Source organism: Nonomuraea sp. NPDC050153 (assembly GCF_044460125.1).
In the GTDB taxonomy this organism is placed as follows: Bacteria; Actinomycetota; Actinomycetes; order Streptosporangiales; family Streptosporangiaceae; genus Nonomuraea.
In genome coordinates, this window is the sequence record NZ_JBITJQ010000011.1 from 50,854 (window position 1) to 68,306 (window position 17,453).

Consider the following 17,453-nt stretch of genomic DNA (forward strand, 5'->3'; position numbering starts at 1 on the left):
TATGTCAGGACAAAGTCTTGACTCAAGCCGTCGCGGTCAGGCAGGCTTGACAGCGTCGCCGACCGCTCTGTCCAGGGGCGGGCCCGAGGTCGCGAGAGTTGTCGCGTTTCCGAGACGGAAGGGATCCAGCAGCCATGACCACCCCGTTCACCCCACCGCCGGGCGACCGCAGCGCGTACCGGCGGCAGAGCCGACGGCCCGGCATCGTGTGGCGGGGGCGTGCGCGATGACGCGGTCATACGACCTGGTGGCCATGGGCCGGTGCGGGGTGGACATCTACCCGCTCGACCACGGCGTCGGCCTTGAGGACGTGGAGCGGTTCGGCAAGTTCCTGGGCGGCAGCGCGACCAACGTGACGGTGGCCGCGGCCCGGTACGGCCGCCGGGCCGCGATCATCACGCGGACCGGCCGCGACCCGTTCGGCCGCTTCGTGCGCCGGGCGCTGCGCGGCTTCGGCGTGGACGATGCCTTCGCCGGGGAGGTGGACGGCCCGCCGACACCGGTGACGTTCTGCGAGATCTTCCCTCCGGACCATTTCCCGCTGTACTTCTACCGGTATCCGACCGCCCCCGACCTGATGATCGAGCCGGACGAGGTCCCGCTGGAGGCGGTGCGCGAGGCGGGGGTGTTCTGGGCCACCGTCACGGGGCTGTCGCAGGAGCCGTCGCGCTCGGCGCACTTCGCCGCGTGGCAGGCCCGCGGCCGGCGCGCGCACACCGTCCTCGACCTGGACTACCGGCCGATGTTCTGGCCGGACGCCGGTGAGGCGGGCGCGCAGATCGGCAAGGCGCTGGAGCAGGTCACGGTGGCGGTTGGGAACCGGGAGGAGTGCGAGGTCGCGGTCGGCGAGAGCGATCCGCAGCGGGCCGCGGACGCCCTGCTGGAGCGGGGCGTGGAGCTCGCGATCGTGAAGCAGGGCCCCAAGGGGGTGCTCGCGGCGACCGCGGACGAGCGTGTCGAGGTGCCGCCCTTCCCCGTCGCGGTGGTGAACGGGCTCGGCGCCGGCGACGCCTTCGGAGGCGCGCTCGTGCACGGCCTGCTGAGCGGCTGGGCGCTGACCCGTATCCTGCGCTTCGCGAACGTGGCCGGCGCCATCGTCGCCGGCCGGCTCGAATGCGCCGACGCGATGCCGACGGAGGCCGAAGTCGAGGCGGGGCTGAGCGGCGCCCTGCCGCAGAACGGGGAGGAAGAACGATGACGACCCAGGCGCCGCGCCGTCCCGGCATCGGCGATCTGACCGAGATCCGGGTACGCGAGCCGCGGCGGATCGCCGACGGGTGGGCCGCCCGCCGGCGGCGCGACCTGGTGGGCGCCGACGGCAGGCTGCTGATCGTGGCCGCCGACCACCCGGCCCGCGGCGCGCTCGGCGCCCGCGGCGACCGCCAGGCCATGGCCTCGCGCGGCAACCTGCTGGAACGCCTGGCCCTCGCGCTGTCGCGCCCCGGCGTGGACGGCGTGCTCGGCACCCCCGACATCCTGGACGACCTGCTGCTGATGGGGGCGCTGGAGGACAAGGTCGCGATCGGCTCGATGAACCGGGGCGGCCTGCAGGGCGCCGTCTTCGAGCTGGACGACCGCTTCACCGCCTACACCGCGAGCGAGATCGCCGCCCGCGGCCTGGACGGCGGCAAGATGCTCACCCGCATCTGCCTGGACGACCCCGGCACGGTCGCCACGCTGGAGGCCTGCGGCCGGGTGGTCACCGAGCTGGCGGGGCACGGCGTCATGGCGATGGTGGAGCCGTTCCTGTCGGTCCGGGGGGCGGACGGGCGGGTGCAGAACCTGCTCGATCCCGACTCGGCCATCACCTCCGTCCACATCGCCGCCGGGCTGGGCGCCACCAGCCGGCACACCTGGCTGAAGCTGCCCGTGGTCGACGACCTGGAACGCGTCATGGAGGCCACGACGATGCCGACCCTGCTGCTGGGCGGCGACCCCACCGGCCATCCGGACGAGACCTACGCCGGCTGGCGGCGGGCGCTGGACCTGCCCGCCGTGCGCGGGCTGGTCGTCGGCAGGGCGCTGCTGTTTCCGCCGGACGGCGACGTGGCCGCCGCGGTCGACATCGCCGCCGCACTCGTACACGGAGAGGGATCATGAACGACAACGCACGCTGGGTCCGGACCTACGGCACGACCGCCGACGGCGCCTTCCAGGTGTCGATCACCGACGCCGTCCCCGGGTGGGAGCACACGAGCCTGCGGGTGGCCACGCTGGAGCCGTACGCGCAGGTGGAGCTGGACACCGGGGACAGCGAGGTCATCGTGGTGCCCCTGGCGGGCGGCGCGGACCTCGCGGTCGCCGACCACGAGGGGCGGCGGCACGAGGCCCGGCTCGCCGGGCGGGAGAGCGTGTTCGCCGGGCCCACCGACGTCGCGTACGTGGGGAAGGGCTCCCGCCTGACGATCGAGGCAGGGGACCGCCCGGCGAAGATCGCCCTGTGCGGGGCGAAGGCCGCGCAGCCGCTGCCGTTCCGGCACGTGGCCGCGGCCGAGGTGCCCGTCGAGCTGCGCGGGGCCGGCATGGCCTCGCGCGAGGTGCGCAACTTCGGCGTCCCGCAGGTGCTCGACGCCGACTCGATCATCGCCTGCGAGGTGATCACGCCCGCGGGCAACTGGAGCTCCTATCCGCCGCACAAGCACGACGAGGAGCGGGACGGGGCGGAGACCGAGCTCGAAGAGATCTACTACTTCGAGGTACGCGCCGAGCCGGGCGCCCCCGGAGGCGCGGACGCGGTCGCCTACCAGCGCGTCTACGGCACCGCCGAGCGGCCCATCGACGTGTTCGCCGAGGTCCGCACCGGGGACGTCGTCCTCGTGCCGCACGGCTGGCACGGTCCCGCGATGGCCCCGCCCGGTTACGACCTGTACTACCTCAACGTGATGGCCGGCCCCGGCGCCACCCGCGCCTGGCTGATCTGCGACGACCCCGCCCACGGCTGGGTACGCCAAACCTGGGCCGGTCAGGACGTCGATCCCCGGCTGCCGATGGGAGGATCCCGATGAAGGCCGTCGCGGACTCGGCGACATCGAATACTGTCGCGGACTCGGCGACATCTGGCACCGTGCGGTTGACGGTGGGGCAGGCCGTCGTGCGTTTCCTGGCCGCGCAGTGGACCGAGCGCGACGGGGATCGCCGGCGGTTGTTCGCCGGGTGCCTCGGGATCTTCGGGCACGGCAACGTCGCCGGGCTCGGGCAGGCGCTGCTGCAGGACGAGCTGGCCGGCGGGCCGGAGCGGCTGCCGTACGTGCTGGCCCGCAACGAGCAGGCGATGGTGCACATGGCCGTGGCCTACGCGCGCCACGAGGACCGCCTCCAGACCTGGGCGTGCACGGCGTCCGTGGGCCCCGGCTCGACCAACATGCTCACCGGGGCCGCGCTGGCCACGGTCAACCGGATCCCGGTGCTGCTGCTGCCGTCGGGCACCTTCGCCACGCGCGTGGCCGGGCCGGTGCTGCAGGAGCTGGAGGTGCCGTACGCGGCGGACGTGACCGTCAACGACGCCTTCCGCCCGCTGTCGCGCTTCTTCGACCGGGTCAACCGGCCGGAGCAGCTGCCCGCGGCGCTGCTGAACGGCATGCGCGTGCTGACCGACCCGGTCGAGACCGGCGCGGTGACGATCGCGCTGCCCCAGGACGTGCAGGCCGAGGCGTACGACTGGCCGCTGGAGCTGTTCGAGCGGCGGGTCTGGCGGGTGGGCCGGCCCCTGCCGGAGGCCGCCGACGTCGCCGACGCCGCGGCGCTGATCTCCGCGGCCCGGCGGCCGTTCGTCGTGGCGGGCGGCGGCGTGCACTACTCCGGCGCCGAGGACGCCCTGCGGGCCTTCTGCGAGGCGACCGGCATCCCGGTCGGCGAGACCCAGGCCGGCAAGGGGGCGCTGCCGCACGGCCACCCGCAGGCGATGGGCGCGGTCGGCTCGACCGGCACCACCGCCGCCAACGCCCTGGCCGGGGAGGCCGACCTGGTCATCGGGGTCGGCACCCGCTACAGCGACTTCACCACCGCCTCGCGCACCGCCTTCCAGAACCCCGACGTGCGCTTCGTCAACGTCAACGTCGCCCGCCTCGACGCCGGCAAGCTCGCGGGCCTGCAGGTCGTGGCCGACGCCCGGCAGGCGCTGACCGCGCTCACGGCGGCGCTGGAGGGATACCAGGTGGAGCCGTCCTACCGCGAGCGGCAGTCCGCGCTCTGGAGGGAGTGGGACGCGCGGGTGGAGGCCGTCTACCACCCGCCGGCGGAGGTCACCCAGGCCCTCGCCGACGGCGTGCTCACCCAGGGCACCGTGCTCGGCCGCGTCAACGAGCTGTCCGACCCGCGGGACGTGGTGGTGTGCGCGGCCGGATCCATGCCCGGTGACCTGCACAAACTGTGGCGGGTCCGCGACCGCAAGGGCTACCACGTCGAGTACGGCTACTCCTGCATGGGCTACGAGATCCCGGGCGGCATCGGCGTCCGGCTGGCGGACCCGAGCCGGGACGTGTTCGTCATGGTGGGCGACGGCTCGTACCTGATGATGCCGGCCGAGCTGGTCACGGCGGTGCAGGAACGCGTCAAGATCATCGTTGTCCTGGTGCAGAACCACGGTTTCCACTCCATCGGCTCGTTGTCGGAGGAGCTCGGCTCCCAGCGTTTCGGCACCGGCTACCGCTTCCGCGACCAGGCCACCGGCCGCCTCGACGGTGACCGGCTGCCGGTCGACCTGGCCGCCAGCGCCCGCAGCTTCGGCGCCACCGTCATCGAGGTACGCGACCCGCAGGAGCTCGAACAGGCGATCAAGGACGCCAAGGCCGCTCCGGCCGACGGCGGGCCCGTCGTCATCCACGTCGAGACCGACCCGGCGGTGCACGCCCCGGACAGCGGGTCCTGGTGGGACGTCCCCGTCAGCCAGGTCAGCGAACTCGACTCCACCCGCCGCGCCTACGAGCGGTACACGACGCACAAGGCCGCGCAACGCCCCCATGTGGCCCCGGCATCTCGCGACCCGGAAGGACCGGCACGTTGACCACCCGTATCACCCACCTCATCGGCGGCCGTTCCTGGGAGGGCCCCGCCGGGCGCGCCGGGGACGTGTACAACCCCGCGACCGGCGCCCTCAGCGGCCGCGTCGACCTCGCCTCGACCGAGCTCGTCGGCCAGGCCGTGGCCACGGCCAAGGCGGCCTGGTCGGGCTGGGCCGGCGCCTCTCTGGCCAAGCGTGCCCAGGTGCTGTTCGCCTTCCGCGAGCTGCTGCACGCGCGCAAGCACGAGATCGCCGAGCTGATCACCGCCGAGCACGGCAAGGTTCTCGACGACGCGCTCGGCGAGGTCACCCGGGGGCTGGAGGTCGCCGAGTTCGCGTGCGGCATCCCGCACCTGCTCAAGGGCGGGTTCAGCGAGAACGTCTCGACCCGGGTCGACGTCTACTCCATCCGGCAGCCGCTCGGCGTCGTGGCCGTGATCTCGCCGTTCAACTTCCCTGCGATGGTGCCGCTGTGGTTCGTCCCGGTCGCCATCGCCTGCGGCAACTCGGTGATACTCAAGCCCAGCGAGAAGGACCCCTCGGCGGCCGTCGCCGTGGCCCGGCTGTGGACCGAGGCGGGGCTGCCCGACGGGGTCATGAACGTCGTGCACGGCGACAAGGAGGCCGTGGACGCCCTGCTCACCCACCCCGACGTGAAGGCCGTCTCGTTCGTCGGCTCCACCCCGATCGCCCGCTACGTCCACGAGACCGGCACCGCGCACGGCAAGCGGGTGCAGGCCCTCGGCGGCGCCAAGAACCACATGCTCGTGCTGCCCGACGCCGATCTCGACCTGGCGGCCGACGCCGCCGTCAACGCCGGCTTCGGCTCGGCCGGCGAGCGCTGCATGGCGATCTCGGCGCTCGTCGCGGTCGACACCATCGCCGACGAGCTCGTCGAGAAGATCACCGATCGGATGCGCAAGCTGCGCACCGGCGACGGCACCCGCGGCTGCGACATGGGCCCGCTGGTCACCGGCCAGCACCGTGACAAGGTCGCCGGGTACGTCGAGGAGGGGGTCGCCGCGGGCGCGCGGCTCGTCGTGGACGGCCGCGAGGGGGACTTCGACGGCGGGGAGGACGGCTTCTGGCTCGGGCCCACCCTGTTCGACGGCGTCACGCCCGACATGTCCATCTACCGCGACGAGATCTTCGGCCCCGTGCTGTCCGTCGTCCGCGTGCGCTCCTACGACGAGGGCCTCGGCCTCATCAACGCCAACCCGTACGGCAACGGCACGGCCATCTTCACCAACGACGGCGGTGCGGCGCGGCGCTTCCAGAACGAGGTGGAGGTCGGCATGGTGGGCATCAACGTGCCGATCCCGGTGCCGGTGTCGTACTACTCCTTCGGCGGCTGGAAGAACAGCCTGTTCGGGGACACCCACGCGCACGGCACCGAAGGCGTGCACTTCTTCACCCGCGGCAAGGTCGTCACCTCCCGCTGGCTCGACCCGTCGCACGGCGGGCTCAATCTCGGTTTCCCGCAGAACGACTGACACCACCGCGATCAATTAGCCGAGATCATATTCTCGGCCGGAATTCCCATAACCGCGGCATTATCCGGCGACGCCGGTGCTGCCGCGGACGACCAGGCGCGTGGGAAGCACTATTTCCCGGCGGTCCCGGTCCGGTCCGTCCAGCCGGTCTATGGCCGCCTGGACGGCGAGCCGGGCCTGCTCCAGCGGGAGCTGGCTCACGGTCGTCAGAGCCATGCGCGGATGGCGGGCCATGAGGCTGTCGTCGAAGCCGGCCACCGACATGTCCGCCGGCACGCCTACGCCCGCGCTTTCCAGCGCCTCGATCAGCCCCAGAGCCGTGCGGTCGTTGAAGGCGACGATGGCGGTGACGCCCGCGCCGGGATCGAGGTGCTCCAGCGCCTGCGCCCCGCTGCGCTCGGTGAGCCCTCCGGGCAGGACGACGGGCTCGATCCCGTGGCGCCGCGCGGCCGCCTCGTAGGCGCGGCGCCGGAAGGCGGCGATGTGCCCCGGACCGCCGTCGACGTGCGCGATGCGCCGGTGGCCGAGCGCGACCAGGTGATCGACCACGTCGGCGATGCCCCGCTCGTCGTCGGCGCGGACCACGTCCACGTCCGGCAGGTCGAGCGGGCGCCCCACGCAGACCGTCGGGATGCCCCGGACCAGGGAGGCCAGCTCGTCCTCCGGCATCGTCGGCCCCAGCAGCAGGAGCGCCTCGCACCGGAAGTCGATCAGCGTCTCGATCGCGCGCCGCTCGTCGTGGGTGGCGGTCATGGCCCCCAGGACGGTCTCGTAGCCCGCCGCGTCGACCATCGACTGGATCTCCTCGGCGAGCTCCCCGTGGTAGACGTTGCTGGGGAGAATGGTCACGCCGATGAGCCGCGTCCGCCTCTTGGCGAGCAGCGTGGCGGTCCTGTCCCTGCGATATCCCAGGCGCTCGGCGACGGCCAGGACGCGCTCGGTCGTGGCGGCGCTCGGCCCCACCGAGCCGTTGAGCACCTTCGAGACCAGCCCTTTGGACACGCCCGCGGCGGCGGCTACATCGAGGATCGTGGGCCGGTTGCGCCCTGGCCGGGGCGGTTCCGGAGCGGTCTGGTCGGCCATGCGAGCACGATAATGCCGAAGGGTTTGTCAGCACAAACCCTTGACATATGCCTGTAATAAGTCGCATGCTCGGCGCATTCACTTAAACCGGTTTCCAAACCGGTCGAGAGGGCGGTTTACGCGAGGCGGACGCCCCTATTCAGTTACGCCCATGATCGAGGGAGCCGGCATGTTCAACGACCACATCGGTGTTGCCGTCATCGGTGCCGGAATGGCCGGGAGATCGCACGCCGCCGGATATCGCAGCGCCACGACGACGTACGACCCGGGCCTGCCGGACGTGCGGCTGGTGGCTATCGCCGACGTGAACGAGCACTTCGCGGGGGAGACCGCGCGCCGGTTCGGCTACGCGCGGGCGGAGACGTCCTGGCAGGCCGTCGCCGAAGCTCCGGACATCGACGTCGTGAGCGTGGTGGTCGCCAACCACCTGCACCGGGAGATCGTCGAAGGGCTCCTGGCGGCGGGCAAGCACGTCCTGTGCGAGAAGCCCTTCGCGCCGGCCGTCGAGGAGGCCGAGGCCATGGTCGCCGCGGCCCGGGCCAGGCCGGAGCTGCAGGCGGGGGTCGGCTTCACCTTCCGCCGTTCGCCCGCGATCGGGGCGGTCAGGCGGCTCGTCGAGGAGGGGGCGACGGGCCGGCCGATCCACTTCAACGGCCACTACTGGTGCGACTACGGCGCCGACGCCTCGGGCCCGATGAGCTGGCGGTACAAGGGCGGCCCCGGTTCGGGCGCGCTCGCCGACATCGGCAGCCACCTCGTGGACCTGGCCGAGTTCCTGTGCGGCCCGATCCGGTCCGTGCGCGGGACGGTCCTGTCGACGTTCGTCACCGAGCGGGCGCTGCCGCTGGGCGCCGCGGTCGGGCACGCCGCGGCGGAGCTGAGCGACCAGCGCGAGCCGGTCGAGAACGAGGACCTCGTCACCTTCACCGCGACCTTCGAATCGGGCGCCACCGCGACCATGTCCGCCTCCCGCGTCGCGCTCGGCCTGGCCAACTCCCTCGGCTTCGAGCTGTTCGCCGAGAACGCCGCGGCCACGTTCGACCTGCTGCGGCCGGGCGAGTTCGGCTACATGGACCGCGCCGTGGACGGCCCCACGAAGGGCTACCGGCAGGTGCCCGTCGGCCCGGCTCACCCCTACCTCACCGGCGGCCTGCCCATGGACTTCCCCGGGGTCGGATACGGCCAGAACGACCTGTTCGTCTTCCAGGCCCGGGCGTTCCTGGAGCAGGTGGCCGGGCTCGACCGGCTGCCCCGGGTGCCCTCGTTCGAGCACGGGCTGCACAACCTCCGGCTCCTGTCCGCCATCACCGAGTCGGCGCTCAACGGCGGCGCCGAAGTCAAGGTCCCCTCGCACACCCCCTGATCAGAAAGCGAACCCATGAAACTCGGCGCCTACACCGCCTGCCTGCACGACAAGCCGCTCACCGAGGCCCTGGCCGTTCTCAAGGGGATGGGCCTGGACAGCGCGGAGATCAACTCCGGCGGGTTCATCCCCGAGCCCCACCTCCCGATCGACGACATCCTCGCCGGCGAGCAGGCCCGCCAGGACTACCTCGGGCTCTTCGCCGAGCAGGGGATCACGCTCACCGCGCTCAACTGCAACGGCAACCCCCTGCACCCGAACGCCGTGGTGCGGGAGAAGCACTCCGCCGACCTCCTGCGCTCCCTCGAACTGGCCGCCCTCCTGGGCGTCAAGCGCGTCGTCGCCATGTCGGGCACGCCGGCCGCCAGCGCCACCGGGACCAACCCGGCATGGAACGTTCTGCCCTGGGACAGCGCCTATCTCGACGTCCGGGACTACCAGTGGAACGAGGTCGCGATCCCGTTCTGGAAGACGGTCCAGGAACGCGCCGCCCACTTCGACGTCAAGGTCGCGATCGAGATGCACCCGCACAACGTCGTCTACAACCCGGCGACGCTGGAGCGGCTCGTCGAGGAGGTCGACGCGACCCACGTCGGCGCCGAGATGGACCCCAGCCACCTGTTCTGGCAGGGCATCGACCCCGTGGAGGCGATCGGCCACCTCGGCTCGCTGGTCTACAACGCCGCGGCCAAGGACACCCGGATCAACCCGGCGGCGCGGGTGAACGGCGTGCTCGACGACCGCTTCGGCCGGGTCCACCCGGACGAGCCAGGGGCCGTCGGCCTTGGCGGGCCGTACACGCTGTCTCGCTGGCCGCGGAACTCCTCCTGGGACTTCGTCGCCGTCGGCCGCGGCCACGACGTCACCTGGTGGGCCGCCTTCCTGCGCGCGCTGGAGAAGGTGGACGCCGACATGGCCGTGAACATCGAGCACGAAGACCAGGAACTCGACCAGCTTGCGGGCCTGGCCACCGCGGCCAGGACCCTTCTCGAAGCCGCGGGCCGCTAGAACGTCGAAGGAGTACCGCAGAAATGGAAGGCACACGACCCCGGCGGCGTCCCGGCCGCCTCGCACTGACGGCGATCGGTCTCCTGGCCGCCGCCTCCCTGGCCGCCTGCGCCAGCGGCAAGGCCACCGGCGGCACCGCGACCCAGCCCAGCGCGGGCGCCTCCAGCGCCGCCGCGAACACCGCCGGGTCCGGCGGCGGGAAGGTGTCCATCTTCGTCGTCGGCGGCAAGTCCGACGACCCGTTCTGGTCCGCGGTCAAGCGCGGCGTGGACGACGCGGCCAAGGTCGTCCAGGCCGGCGGCGGCAAGGTGACGTGGCTCGGCCCGCAGAACTACGACAACCTCGGCCCCGACGCGGCCAAGCTCATCCTCAGCGCGAAGAGCCAGGGCGCCACCGCCATCGTCGGCGCCGACTGGGTCCCCGAGGCCCAGAACGACGCCTTCAAGACCGCCTCCGGCGGCGGCGTGCCGGTCTTCCTGTTCAACGCCGGAGGCGCCGAGCAGGCCGCGAACGTCGGCGCGCTCACGTACACCGGCTCGGAAGAGCAGCAGGCGGGCAAGGCCGGCGGCGAGTTCTTCGCCAAGAACGGCGCCAAGAACGTCCTGTGCGTCAACACCCTCCCCGGCGCCGTGAACACCGAAGCCCGGTGCAAGGGCGTCGCCGAGGGCATGAGCGGCGGCGGGGGCAAGTCCACCCAGGTGCCGCTGCCCTCCTCCAACTTCGGCAACCCGACGGCCGTGACCCAGGCGATCAAGTCGGCCCTGCTCAAGGACTCCGCCATCGACGGCGTGATCACCATCAGCACCGTGGACGCCGACAGCGCGGCCGCAGCCATCGACCAGGCCGGCGGCGGCGCGAAGATCAAGCTCGGCACGTTCGACATGAACCAGGCCCAGCTCGACCGCATCAAGGCCGGCAAGCAGCTCTTCTGCATCGACCAGCAGCCCTACCTCCAGGGCTACCTCGCCGTGTCGCAGGCCTACGCCTACAACGCCTACGGGCTCCGCGTCGCGCAGAACACGCTGATGACCGGGCCCGCCATCGTCAACGCCGGCAACGTCGACGCCGCGATCTCCGGTGTCAAGGCCGGTGTCCGCTGATACCCACTTGAGGTGGTACGAGCAATGACCGTCCAGATCTCCGGCACGGCCCGCACCGCAGCGGCGGCGACGTCGTCGGGACCTTCCCTGCGCAATCTGACCTACCGGCCGGAGGCCGGCGCCCTCATCGGAACCTTGGGGGTCTTCGTCTTCTTCGCCGTCTTCGGCGGCGTCAACTTCCTCGCTCCCGCCGGCACCGCGGCCTGGCTGAACGTCGCCGCCGAGCTCGGCATCATCGCCGTCCCGGTCGGCCTGCTCATGATCGCCGGCGAGCTCGACCTGTCGGTCGGCTCCGTGCTGGCGGCAAGCTCGATGACCCTGGCCATCGTCTCCGGGCACTGGGGCGCCCCGATGATCCTCGGCATCGTGCTCGCCCTCGGCGTCGGCGTGACGGCGGGCCTGCTCAACGGGCTCATCGTGACGCGGACCAACGTGCCGTCGTTCGTCGTCACCCTGGCGACCCTGTTCGGGATGGCCGGGCTCACCCTCGGCCTCTCCCGCGTGATCACCGGCACGACCAGCGTCGCCATCAACCCGGACCCGGCGTCCAAGGCGGTCTTCGGCACCCTCATCGCGGGCCAGTTCGAGGTGGCGGTCCTCTGGTGGATCCTGGTCGCGCTCGGCGTCGGATGGATGCTCCAGATGACCAGGTACGGCAACTGGATCATGGCGGTGGGCGGCGACAAGGTGAGCGCCCGCGCGGCCGGCATCCCCACCGACCGGCTCAAGATCGCCCTGTACGTCGGGAGCGGCTTCGGCGCGGCCCTGGTGGGCGTGATCCAGACCATCCTCTACAACGGCGCCCAGGTCGCCAACGGCCAATCCTTCGTCTTCAACTCCATCATCGCGGTCGTCGTCGGGGGCGTCCTGCTGACCGGCGGCTACGGGTCCGTCGTCGGCGTCGTCTTCGGCACGCTCACCTTCGCGATCGTCAACCAGGGCATCTACTACACGGGGTGGAACTCCGACTGGGCGTCGTTCATCCTCGGCGTCCTCATCCTGGCCGCCGTCCTCATGAACAACACGTTCCGCCGGTTGGCGCTGTCGTACGCGCCGCGCACCGGGAAGAAGGGCTGATCATGACCGAGCCGCTCCTGCGCCTCACAGACGTGGGCAAGTCGTTCGTCGGCACCGACGCGTTGCAGGACATCTCCCTGGAGGTGCACGCGGGAAAGGTGCTGTGCCTGCTCGGCGACAACGGCGCCGGCAAGTCCACCCTGATCAAGATCCTCTCCGGGTTCCACGCCCCCACGAGCGGCACCATCGAGGTGAACGGCCAGTCCGTCGACTTCAGAAGCCCGCGCGACGCCGGCGCGCACGGGATCGCCACCGTCCACCAGTTCGGCGGCACCTTCCCGCTCATGAGCGTCGGCCGCTCGTTCTGGGTCGGCGTCGAGCCCACCAAGGGCTGGGGCCCCTTCAAGCGCTTCGACAAGGGCCTGGCCGGTGAGATCGCCGTCCGGGAGATGCAGTCGCTCGGCATCACGCGGGTGACCGACGGCAGACGTCTCGTCGGCAGCCTGTCCGGCGGCGAGCGCCAGGCGCTGGCCATCGCCCGTGCCGTCTACTTCGGCGCGAACATCCTCATCCTCGACGAGCCGACCGCCGCGCTCGGCGTCAAGGAGGCCACCCACGTCCTGCGCATCATCATGCAGGCCCGCGCCAAGGGCGTCGCGGTCATCTTCGTCACCCACAACGTGCTGCACGCCATGATGGTCGGCGACCACTTCGCGGTCCTGATCCACGGTCGCAAGGCCGACGACTTCGGCAAGGGCGAACGTACGCGCGAGCAGATCACGGACCTGATGGCCGGCGGCGAGGCGATGGCGGACCTGGAGGCGGAACTCGCGGAGCTGGAGGCGTCAGCATGAAGATCGCCCTCGACCCCTACATGCTGCGGTCCGTGCCGCTGCTGGAGCTGCCCGGCGTCGTGGCCGATCTCGGCTACGAGTACATCGAGCTGTCGCCGCGCGAGGACTTCATGCCGTTCTTCCTGCACCCGCGGGCGGACGACGCGAAGGTCAGGGCGTTCAAGAACGCCCTCGACGGCGCCGGCGTGAAGGTCGCCTCCAACCTGCCCCTCTACCGCTGGTCGGGCCCCGACGAGGACGAGCGCGAGGCGGCCGTCCGGTACTGGAAGCGGGCCATCCAGATCACCGTCGACCTCGGCTGCGACGTGATGAACAGCGAGTTCAACGGCCGTCCCGACCAGGCGAGCCTGTCGGAGGCGAAGTTCTGGAGGTCGATGGAGGAGCTGCTGCCGATCTTCGAGCGCGAGGGCGTGCGGCTGCGCCTCGAACCGCATCCGGACGACTTCGTCGAGGACGGCAAGGTCGCCGCCGACATGGTCCGCGGGATCAACTCCCCGCTCGTGTCGTTCCTGTACTGCGCCCCGCACACCTTCCACATGGGCGGCGACATGGTCGAGATCATGGAGTACGCCGGGCCGCTCATGACCCACCTGCACCTGGCCGACGCCTTCGACCACACCGCCTCGTCCGGGCTGCGCTACATCGTCAACCCGCCGGGCTCCACGGCCCGGGTGCACCAGCACCTGGACATCGGGCAGGGGGAGGTCGACTGGGACGCCTTCTTCGCGACCCTGAACCGGCTCGGGTTCGCGGACGGCGCGGACAACGTCATGACCTCGTGCGTGTTCGCCTGGGAGGAGCGCGCGCGCGAGTCGGCGACCTTCATGCGCGAGACCATCGCCAAGTACGTCGGCTCCTGGTGACGGGGTGAGACGAGAGCGCCGGCCGCGCCACGCGGCCGGCGCTCATCGCGGTGCCGGTCGACGCCCGCCGGGAGTCGTCGCCCTGGCCCTTCATCCAGCCGCCCCCACGAGCGGGGCGGTCGACGTGACGCGCGGCTCAGCGCGGGTGCGGCGGATCGCCGTAGGCCTCCTTGGCCATGGGCCCCCACGCGTCCGTGACCTCGTCGGCGGCCTGTTTGACCGCCGCGGTCAGCTGCTGGGTGTAGGCCCGCTTGGCCCGGGAGCTGGGGATGACGATCGAGATCGCGGCGTCCACGGCGTGCCTGGAGGACCAGACGGGCGCGGCGACGGCCCAGGCCTCCGGGTCGGTCCCGCGGTCGTTGACCGCGTAGCCCCGGCGCCGTACGCGCTGCAGCTCCTCGTGCAACTCCTCGAACGTCGCGAACCGGCTGCGGCCCTCGGTCCGCCACTCGTCCGGGCCGGGCACCAGCGAGCGCAGCCGCTGCTCGGACGCCCAGGCCAGGAGCACCTGGCCGCCGGCCAGCCCCGACCACGAGGGGAAGCGGGTGCCGGCGGGGTTGTAGGCGGAGATCAGCTTGTGCCCGTGGTGGGCGTCGATGTGCACGCACTCGCCGCCGTCGAGCGCGTCGAGGATGACCGTCTCCTTCGTCTCGTCGCACAGCCGCGCGAGGATCGGGGCGGCGACCGCGATGATGCTGCGCGCCCGGGCGATCATCTCCAGCCGGGCGATGCGCGGGGAGATGCCGTACCGGCCCGTCTCGCGGTCGAGGATCAGGAGGTCGTGCCCTTCGAGGACCAGGAGCAGCCGCCGCACCGTGCTGGGCGCCAGGTCGAGCTCCTCGCTGATCTCCGTCAGCGTGCGTGAGGACTTGGCGATCGAGAAGGAGCCCAGCACGTCCAGCATCCGCTGGGCGGAGCGCAGGGGTTGCGTGCTTTCCGATCGGACTTTCGGCACGGTCCACCTTCCATTGTCACTTTGGCCACCTGCCACATAATGGCACTTCTCGCCGGAGGTGGCCGCATCCGGCCGAGGTCATGCCCCATGCGGTCTATCTGCACTCCTCGCTCGCCCGTGACCGTCACGGCTTCGACCCGGACCCGGCCAGGACCCGGCGCCTGCTCCGGGCGACCAGGTGGGACGTGACCATCGCCCTGGTCGTCGCGGGCTCGGTCAACATCGCGCTGCTGCTGCTGGCCGCGGCCAACCTGTACGGCGTTCCGGGCGTCGGCACGATCGAGGGCGCCCAGGCGGCCATCTCCCATGTGCTGGGCCCGGCCATCGGCGCCGTCTTCGCCGTCGCGATCCTCGCCTCCGGCCTGGCCTCGACCTCGGTCGGCTGCTACGCGGGCGCGGCGATCATGTCGGGCCTCCTGCGTGGAGTTCCTCGAACAACCGGCGAGCTTCTTCTACGAAGGCGAGCGTCCGATGCGCGCCGACGAGCTCGCCGACCCCTACCGCCGCGGCATGCTCCGGATCGCCCGCGCCACCAGCCACGCCGAACGCGCGTGGCTGCACGAGATGCTCGACGCCGGCCCGGCCACGCCGGATCGGCACACCGACTGACGGACCCATGGAGGTCGCACATGCTCGCGTCCTGGTACGACCGGCAAGGACCCGCCACCGACGTCCTGCGGGTGGGCGAGCTGCCCGACCCGCGGCCGGGCCCCGGCGAGGTCCGGGTACGCGTACGCGTGTCCGGCGTGAACCCCGGCGACACCAAGAAGCGCCGCGGCTGGCTCGGCTCGTCGATGCCCTACCCCCGGGTCATCCCGCACAGCGACGCGGCCGGGGTCGTCGACTCCGTCGGCGAGGGCGTCGACGCGCGCCGCGTCGGGCAGCGCGTGTGGGTGTTCGGCGCCCAGTCCTACCGGCCCTTCGGCACCGCCGCCCAGTACACCGTCGTGCCCGGCCACCTGGCCGTGCCTCTGCCCGACCACCTCGGCGACGACCTCGGTGCCGCCCTCGGCATCCCCGGGATCACCGCGCACCGGGCGGTGTTCGCCGACGGCCCGGTCGACGGCCGGATCGTGCTGGTGCACGGCGTGCTCGGGGCCGTCGGCTCGCTGGCCGCGCAGCTGGCCCGCTGGGCCGGAGCCACCGTGATCGGCACCGTGACCCGCACCGGCGACCTCGACCGCGTCGACTCCTCCGTGGTGTCCCACGCCGTGGCGCTCGACCGCGGCGACGCGGCGGAGGCGATCCGCGCCCACGCGCCGCGGGGCGTGCACCGCATCATCGAGGTGGCCCTGTCCGACAACGCCGACCTGGACGTCGCGGTCGTCGCCAACGACGCGGTCATCGCCGCCTACGCCACCCGCGCCGACCGGACCGAGCTGCCGTTCTGGCCCCTGCTGTTCGCCAACGTGACGGTGCGCCTGCTCGGCAGCGACGACTTCCCCCTCCAGGCCAAGCAGCACGCCGCCCGCGACCTCACGGCCGCGGCCGCCGCCGGTGCCGTGCGGGTCGACGTCGGCGGTCACTTCCCGCTGGCGGACATCGCCAAGTCCCACGAGCGCGTGGACGCCGGCGGCCGTGGCCGCGTCCTCGTCACCATCCCCGAGTGACGCCGGCTCATCAGCCGCCGGACGGGTCAGTCGAACAGGCTGCCCGCTCGCGGGTCCCGCACCACGGGCACGGCCGGGGGCTGGACGGTCGCGGTGGCGGGGGAGAGGCCGTCGAGGACGAAGCCGAGGTAGCGGCGCCAGCCCTCGGTCTTGGGGTCCATGCTCCAGAGCACTCCGGTGAGCATGGCCATGATCCTGGTGAGGTCGTCCGGGACGAGGTCGGCGCGCAGGAGGCGGGCCTGCTGGGCTCGGCGCATGAGCTGGGTCATGGCCTCGAAGTAGGCGGTGGACAGGTCAGGGGTGAGGGAGTCGGTGCTCTTGGCGGCGGTGAGGGTGTTCATCTCGCGGGCGACCATGGCGAGTGCGGTTTCGATCAGTGTGGTCAGGCCGTGGAGCGGGTTGTCGTCGTCGAGCGCTCGCTGGATCGCGGGCATGAGATCCTCGGTCACCCGCTGGTCGAGCACGGCCTGGATGAGGTCGCCCCGGCGGGGGAAGTGGCGGTAGAGCGTCCGGATGCCCACTCCGGCGCGGCGGGCGATCTCCTCGAGTGACACGTCCGGGCCGTCGTCGGTGAAGGCTGCGTGCGCGGCGCGCACGATCCGTTCGGCGTTGCGTGCGGCGTCGGCCCGCAGGTGCCGCTCGGTCTCTGTGGCCACCACTCGATCATATCAACTGGCAGCATCCTGCCGGTTGCGCTGCCTTCCGGCCCGGAGGGCGATGATCGCCGGAGCCTCGGCCCGCCGGTCGCCGAGGCGCTCAAGTTGGCCACGACGGTCAAGGGGCGGCTGCCGGAACGCTCTCTGCTCGAGACGGTGCAGCGCACCGAGGTGGCCATCATGTCTCCCTACCACGAGGACAACGTGCGCCGCTTCGGCGACTACATCGACGACCTGAACGCGCCGCTGGAGGACATGGAGGTCCACCTTGATCTCGTGGAGGAGGCGGGGGCTCGGCCTTGACGGGCTCTCCCGTCCGGCGGGTGGTGGCGGAGAAGGTGCGCCCGCGACTGCTCGCGCGGGGCGGAGCGCAGTTCGCCCGGGCCTGGTCCTTCAACTGGCTCATTCGATCGCCGATGATCAAGTAGGCTCCTCCGGCATCGGGGATTGAT

At 71.9% G+C, this 17,453-nt stretch carries 18 protein-coding genes and 1 pseudogene; 16 read left to right on the forward strand and 3 right to left on the reverse strand.

Going from position 1 to position 17,453, the window contains the following annotated elements; translation table 11 throughout:
- Nucleotides 1-226: 226 nt before the first annotated feature.
- The 5 genes from iolC to ACIBQ1_RS26555 are packed head-to-tail and all read left to right on the forward strand — an operon-like array spanning nucleotide 227 to nucleotide 6,492.
- Nucleotides 227-1,198 carry a 5-dehydro-2-deoxygluconokinase gene (iolC, locus tag ACIBQ1_RS26535; protein WP_397281591.1) on the forward strand — a complete coding sequence of 324 codons (972 nt, stop codon included), beginning with the start codon at nucleotides 227-229 and terminating at the stop codon, nucleotides 1,196-1,198.
- Complete coding sequence (locus ACIBQ1_RS26540; protein WP_397281593.1) at nucleotides 1,195-2,100, forward strand: class I fructose-bisphosphate aldolase; 906 nt, start codon at nucleotides 1,195-1,197, stop codon at nucleotides 2,098-2,100. Before iolC ends, ACIBQ1_RS26540 begins: the two co-directional genes overlap by 4 nt.
- Complete coding sequence (gene iolB / locus ACIBQ1_RS26545; protein ID WP_397281595.1) at nucleotides 2,097-3,005, forward strand: 5-deoxy-glucuronate isomerase; 909 nt, start codon at nucleotides 2,097-2,099, stop codon at nucleotides 3,003-3,005. The genes ACIBQ1_RS26540 and iolB overlap by 4 nt, the downstream gene beginning before the upstream one ends.
- The gene (gene iolD / locus ACIBQ1_RS26550; protein ID WP_397281597.1) at nucleotides 3,002-5,002 is read left to right on the forward strand and encodes a 3D-(3,5/4)-trihydroxycyclohexane-1,2-dione acylhydrolase (decyclizing); all 2,001 of its coding nucleotides are present in this window, start codon (nucleotides 3,002-3,004) and stop codon (nucleotides 5,000-5,002) included. The genes iolB and iolD overlap by 4 nt, the downstream gene beginning before the upstream one ends.
- Complete coding sequence (locus ACIBQ1_RS26555) at nucleotides 4,999-6,492, forward strand: CoA-acylating methylmalonate-semialdehyde dehydrogenase (protein ID WP_397281599.1); 1,494 nt, start codon at nucleotides 4,999-5,001, stop codon at nucleotides 6,490-6,492. Before iolD ends, ACIBQ1_RS26555 begins: the two co-directional genes overlap by 4 nt.
- Nucleotides 6,493-6,552: 60 nt before the next feature.
- Here the strand turns inward: ACIBQ1_RS26555 and ACIBQ1_RS26560 are convergent, their stop codons facing one another.
- Complete coding sequence (locus tag ACIBQ1_RS26560; RefSeq protein WP_397281600.1) at nucleotides 6,553-7,575, reverse strand: LacI family DNA-binding transcriptional regulator; 1,023 nt, start codon at nucleotides 7,573-7,575, stop codon at nucleotides 6,553-6,555.
- Between the two features lie 151 nt (nucleotides 7,576-7,726).
- Between ACIBQ1_RS26560 and ACIBQ1_RS26565 the strand changes: the two genes are divergently transcribed.
- From ACIBQ1_RS26565 to ACIBQ1_RS26590, 6 genes are read left to right on the forward strand one after another with little or no spacing between them, the layout of a single operon-like run.
- Complete coding sequence (locus ACIBQ1_RS26565) at nucleotides 7,727-8,938, forward strand: Gfo/Idh/MocA family protein (RefSeq protein WP_397281602.1); 1,212 nt, start codon at nucleotides 7,727-7,729, stop codon at nucleotides 8,936-8,938.
- 15 nt (nucleotides 8,939-8,953) lie between these two features.
- Complete coding sequence (locus tag ACIBQ1_RS26570) at nucleotides 8,954-9,946, forward strand: sugar phosphate isomerase/epimerase family protein (protein ID WP_397281604.1); 993 nt, start codon at nucleotides 8,954-8,956, stop codon at nucleotides 9,944-9,946.
- 23 nt (nucleotides 9,947-9,969) lie between these two features.
- Nucleotides 9,970-11,046, forward strand: coding sequence for a substrate-binding domain-containing protein (locus ACIBQ1_RS26575; RefSeq protein WP_397281606.1), 1,077 nt, complete (start codon nucleotides 9,970-9,972; stop codon nucleotides 11,044-11,046).
- 24 nt (nucleotides 11,047-11,070) lie between these two features.
- On the forward strand, nucleotides 11,071-12,123 hold the full coding sequence (locus tag ACIBQ1_RS26580) for an ABC transporter permease (protein ID WP_397281608.1): 1,053 nt from the start codon (nucleotides 11,071-11,073) through the stop codon (nucleotides 12,121-12,123).
- A gap of 2 nt (nucleotides 12,124-12,125) precedes the next feature.
- Nucleotides 12,126-12,917 carry an ATP-binding cassette domain-containing protein gene (locus ACIBQ1_RS26585; protein ID WP_397281610.1) on the forward strand — a complete coding sequence of 264 codons (792 nt, stop codon included), beginning with the start codon at nucleotides 12,126-12,128 and terminating at the stop codon, nucleotides 12,915-12,917.
- On the forward strand, nucleotides 12,914-13,780 hold the full coding sequence (locus tag ACIBQ1_RS26590) for a sugar phosphate isomerase/epimerase family protein (protein WP_397281611.1): 867 nt from the start codon (nucleotides 12,914-12,916) through the stop codon (nucleotides 13,778-13,780). The genes ACIBQ1_RS26585 and ACIBQ1_RS26590 overlap by 4 nt, the downstream gene beginning before the upstream one ends.
- Before the next feature lie 136 nt (nucleotides 13,781-13,916).
- Here the strand turns inward: ACIBQ1_RS26590 and ACIBQ1_RS26595 are convergent, their stop codons facing one another.
- Complete coding sequence (locus tag ACIBQ1_RS26595) at nucleotides 13,917-14,735, reverse strand: IclR family transcriptional regulator (RefSeq protein WP_397281613.1); 819 nt, start codon at nucleotides 14,733-14,735, stop codon at nucleotides 13,917-13,919.
- Between the two features lie 80 nt (nucleotides 14,736-14,815).
- On the opposite strand from ACIBQ1_RS26595, the pseudogene ACIBQ1_RS26600 reads away from it, so the two are divergent.
- The 3 genes and pseudogenes from ACIBQ1_RS26600 to ACIBQ1_RS26610 form a co-directional block, all read left to right on the forward strand.
- Nucleotides 14,816-15,097: pseudogene (locus ACIBQ1_RS26600) on the forward strand (divalent metal cation transporter); the annotation flags it as partial.
- A 58-nt stretch (nucleotides 15,098-15,155) separates the two neighbouring features.
- Nucleotides 15,156-15,344 carry a hypothetical protein gene (locus ACIBQ1_RS26605; protein ID WP_397282009.1) on the forward strand — a complete coding sequence of 63 codons (189 nt, stop codon included), beginning with the start codon at nucleotides 15,156-15,158 and terminating at the stop codon, nucleotides 15,342-15,344.
- A gap of 20 nt (nucleotides 15,345-15,364) precedes the next feature.
- Nucleotides 15,365-16,345 carry an NADPH:quinone reductase gene (locus ACIBQ1_RS26610; protein WP_397281996.1) on the forward strand — a complete coding sequence of 327 codons (981 nt, stop codon included), beginning with the start codon at nucleotides 15,365-15,367 and terminating at the stop codon, nucleotides 16,343-16,345.
- A gap of 26 nt (nucleotides 16,346-16,371) precedes the next feature.
- Here the strand turns inward: ACIBQ1_RS26610 and ACIBQ1_RS26615 are convergent, their stop codons facing one another.
- Complete coding sequence (locus ACIBQ1_RS26615) at nucleotides 16,372-17,001, reverse strand: TetR/AcrR family transcriptional regulator (protein WP_397281615.1); 630 nt, start codon at nucleotides 16,999-17,001, stop codon at nucleotides 16,372-16,374.
- Nucleotides 17,002-17,106: 105 nt separating this feature from the next.
- Here ACIBQ1_RS26615 and ACIBQ1_RS26620 point away from each other — a divergent pair, with 105 nt between their 5' ends.
- Both ACIBQ1_RS26620 and ACIBQ1_RS26625 read left to right on the forward strand, forming a co-directional pair.
- Entirely contained in the window at nucleotides 17,107-17,304 is a 198-nt protein-coding gene (locus ACIBQ1_RS26620) for a hypothetical protein (RefSeq protein WP_397281616.1), read from the forward strand.
- Nucleotides 17,301-17,429: a hypothetical protein gene (locus ACIBQ1_RS26625; protein WP_397281618.1), complete on the forward strand. Its 129-nt coding sequence runs from the start codon at nucleotides 17,301-17,303 to the stop codon at nucleotides 17,427-17,429. The genes ACIBQ1_RS26620 and ACIBQ1_RS26625 overlap by 4 nt, the downstream gene beginning before the upstream one ends.
- Nucleotides 17,430-17,453: the final 24 nt, after the last annotated feature.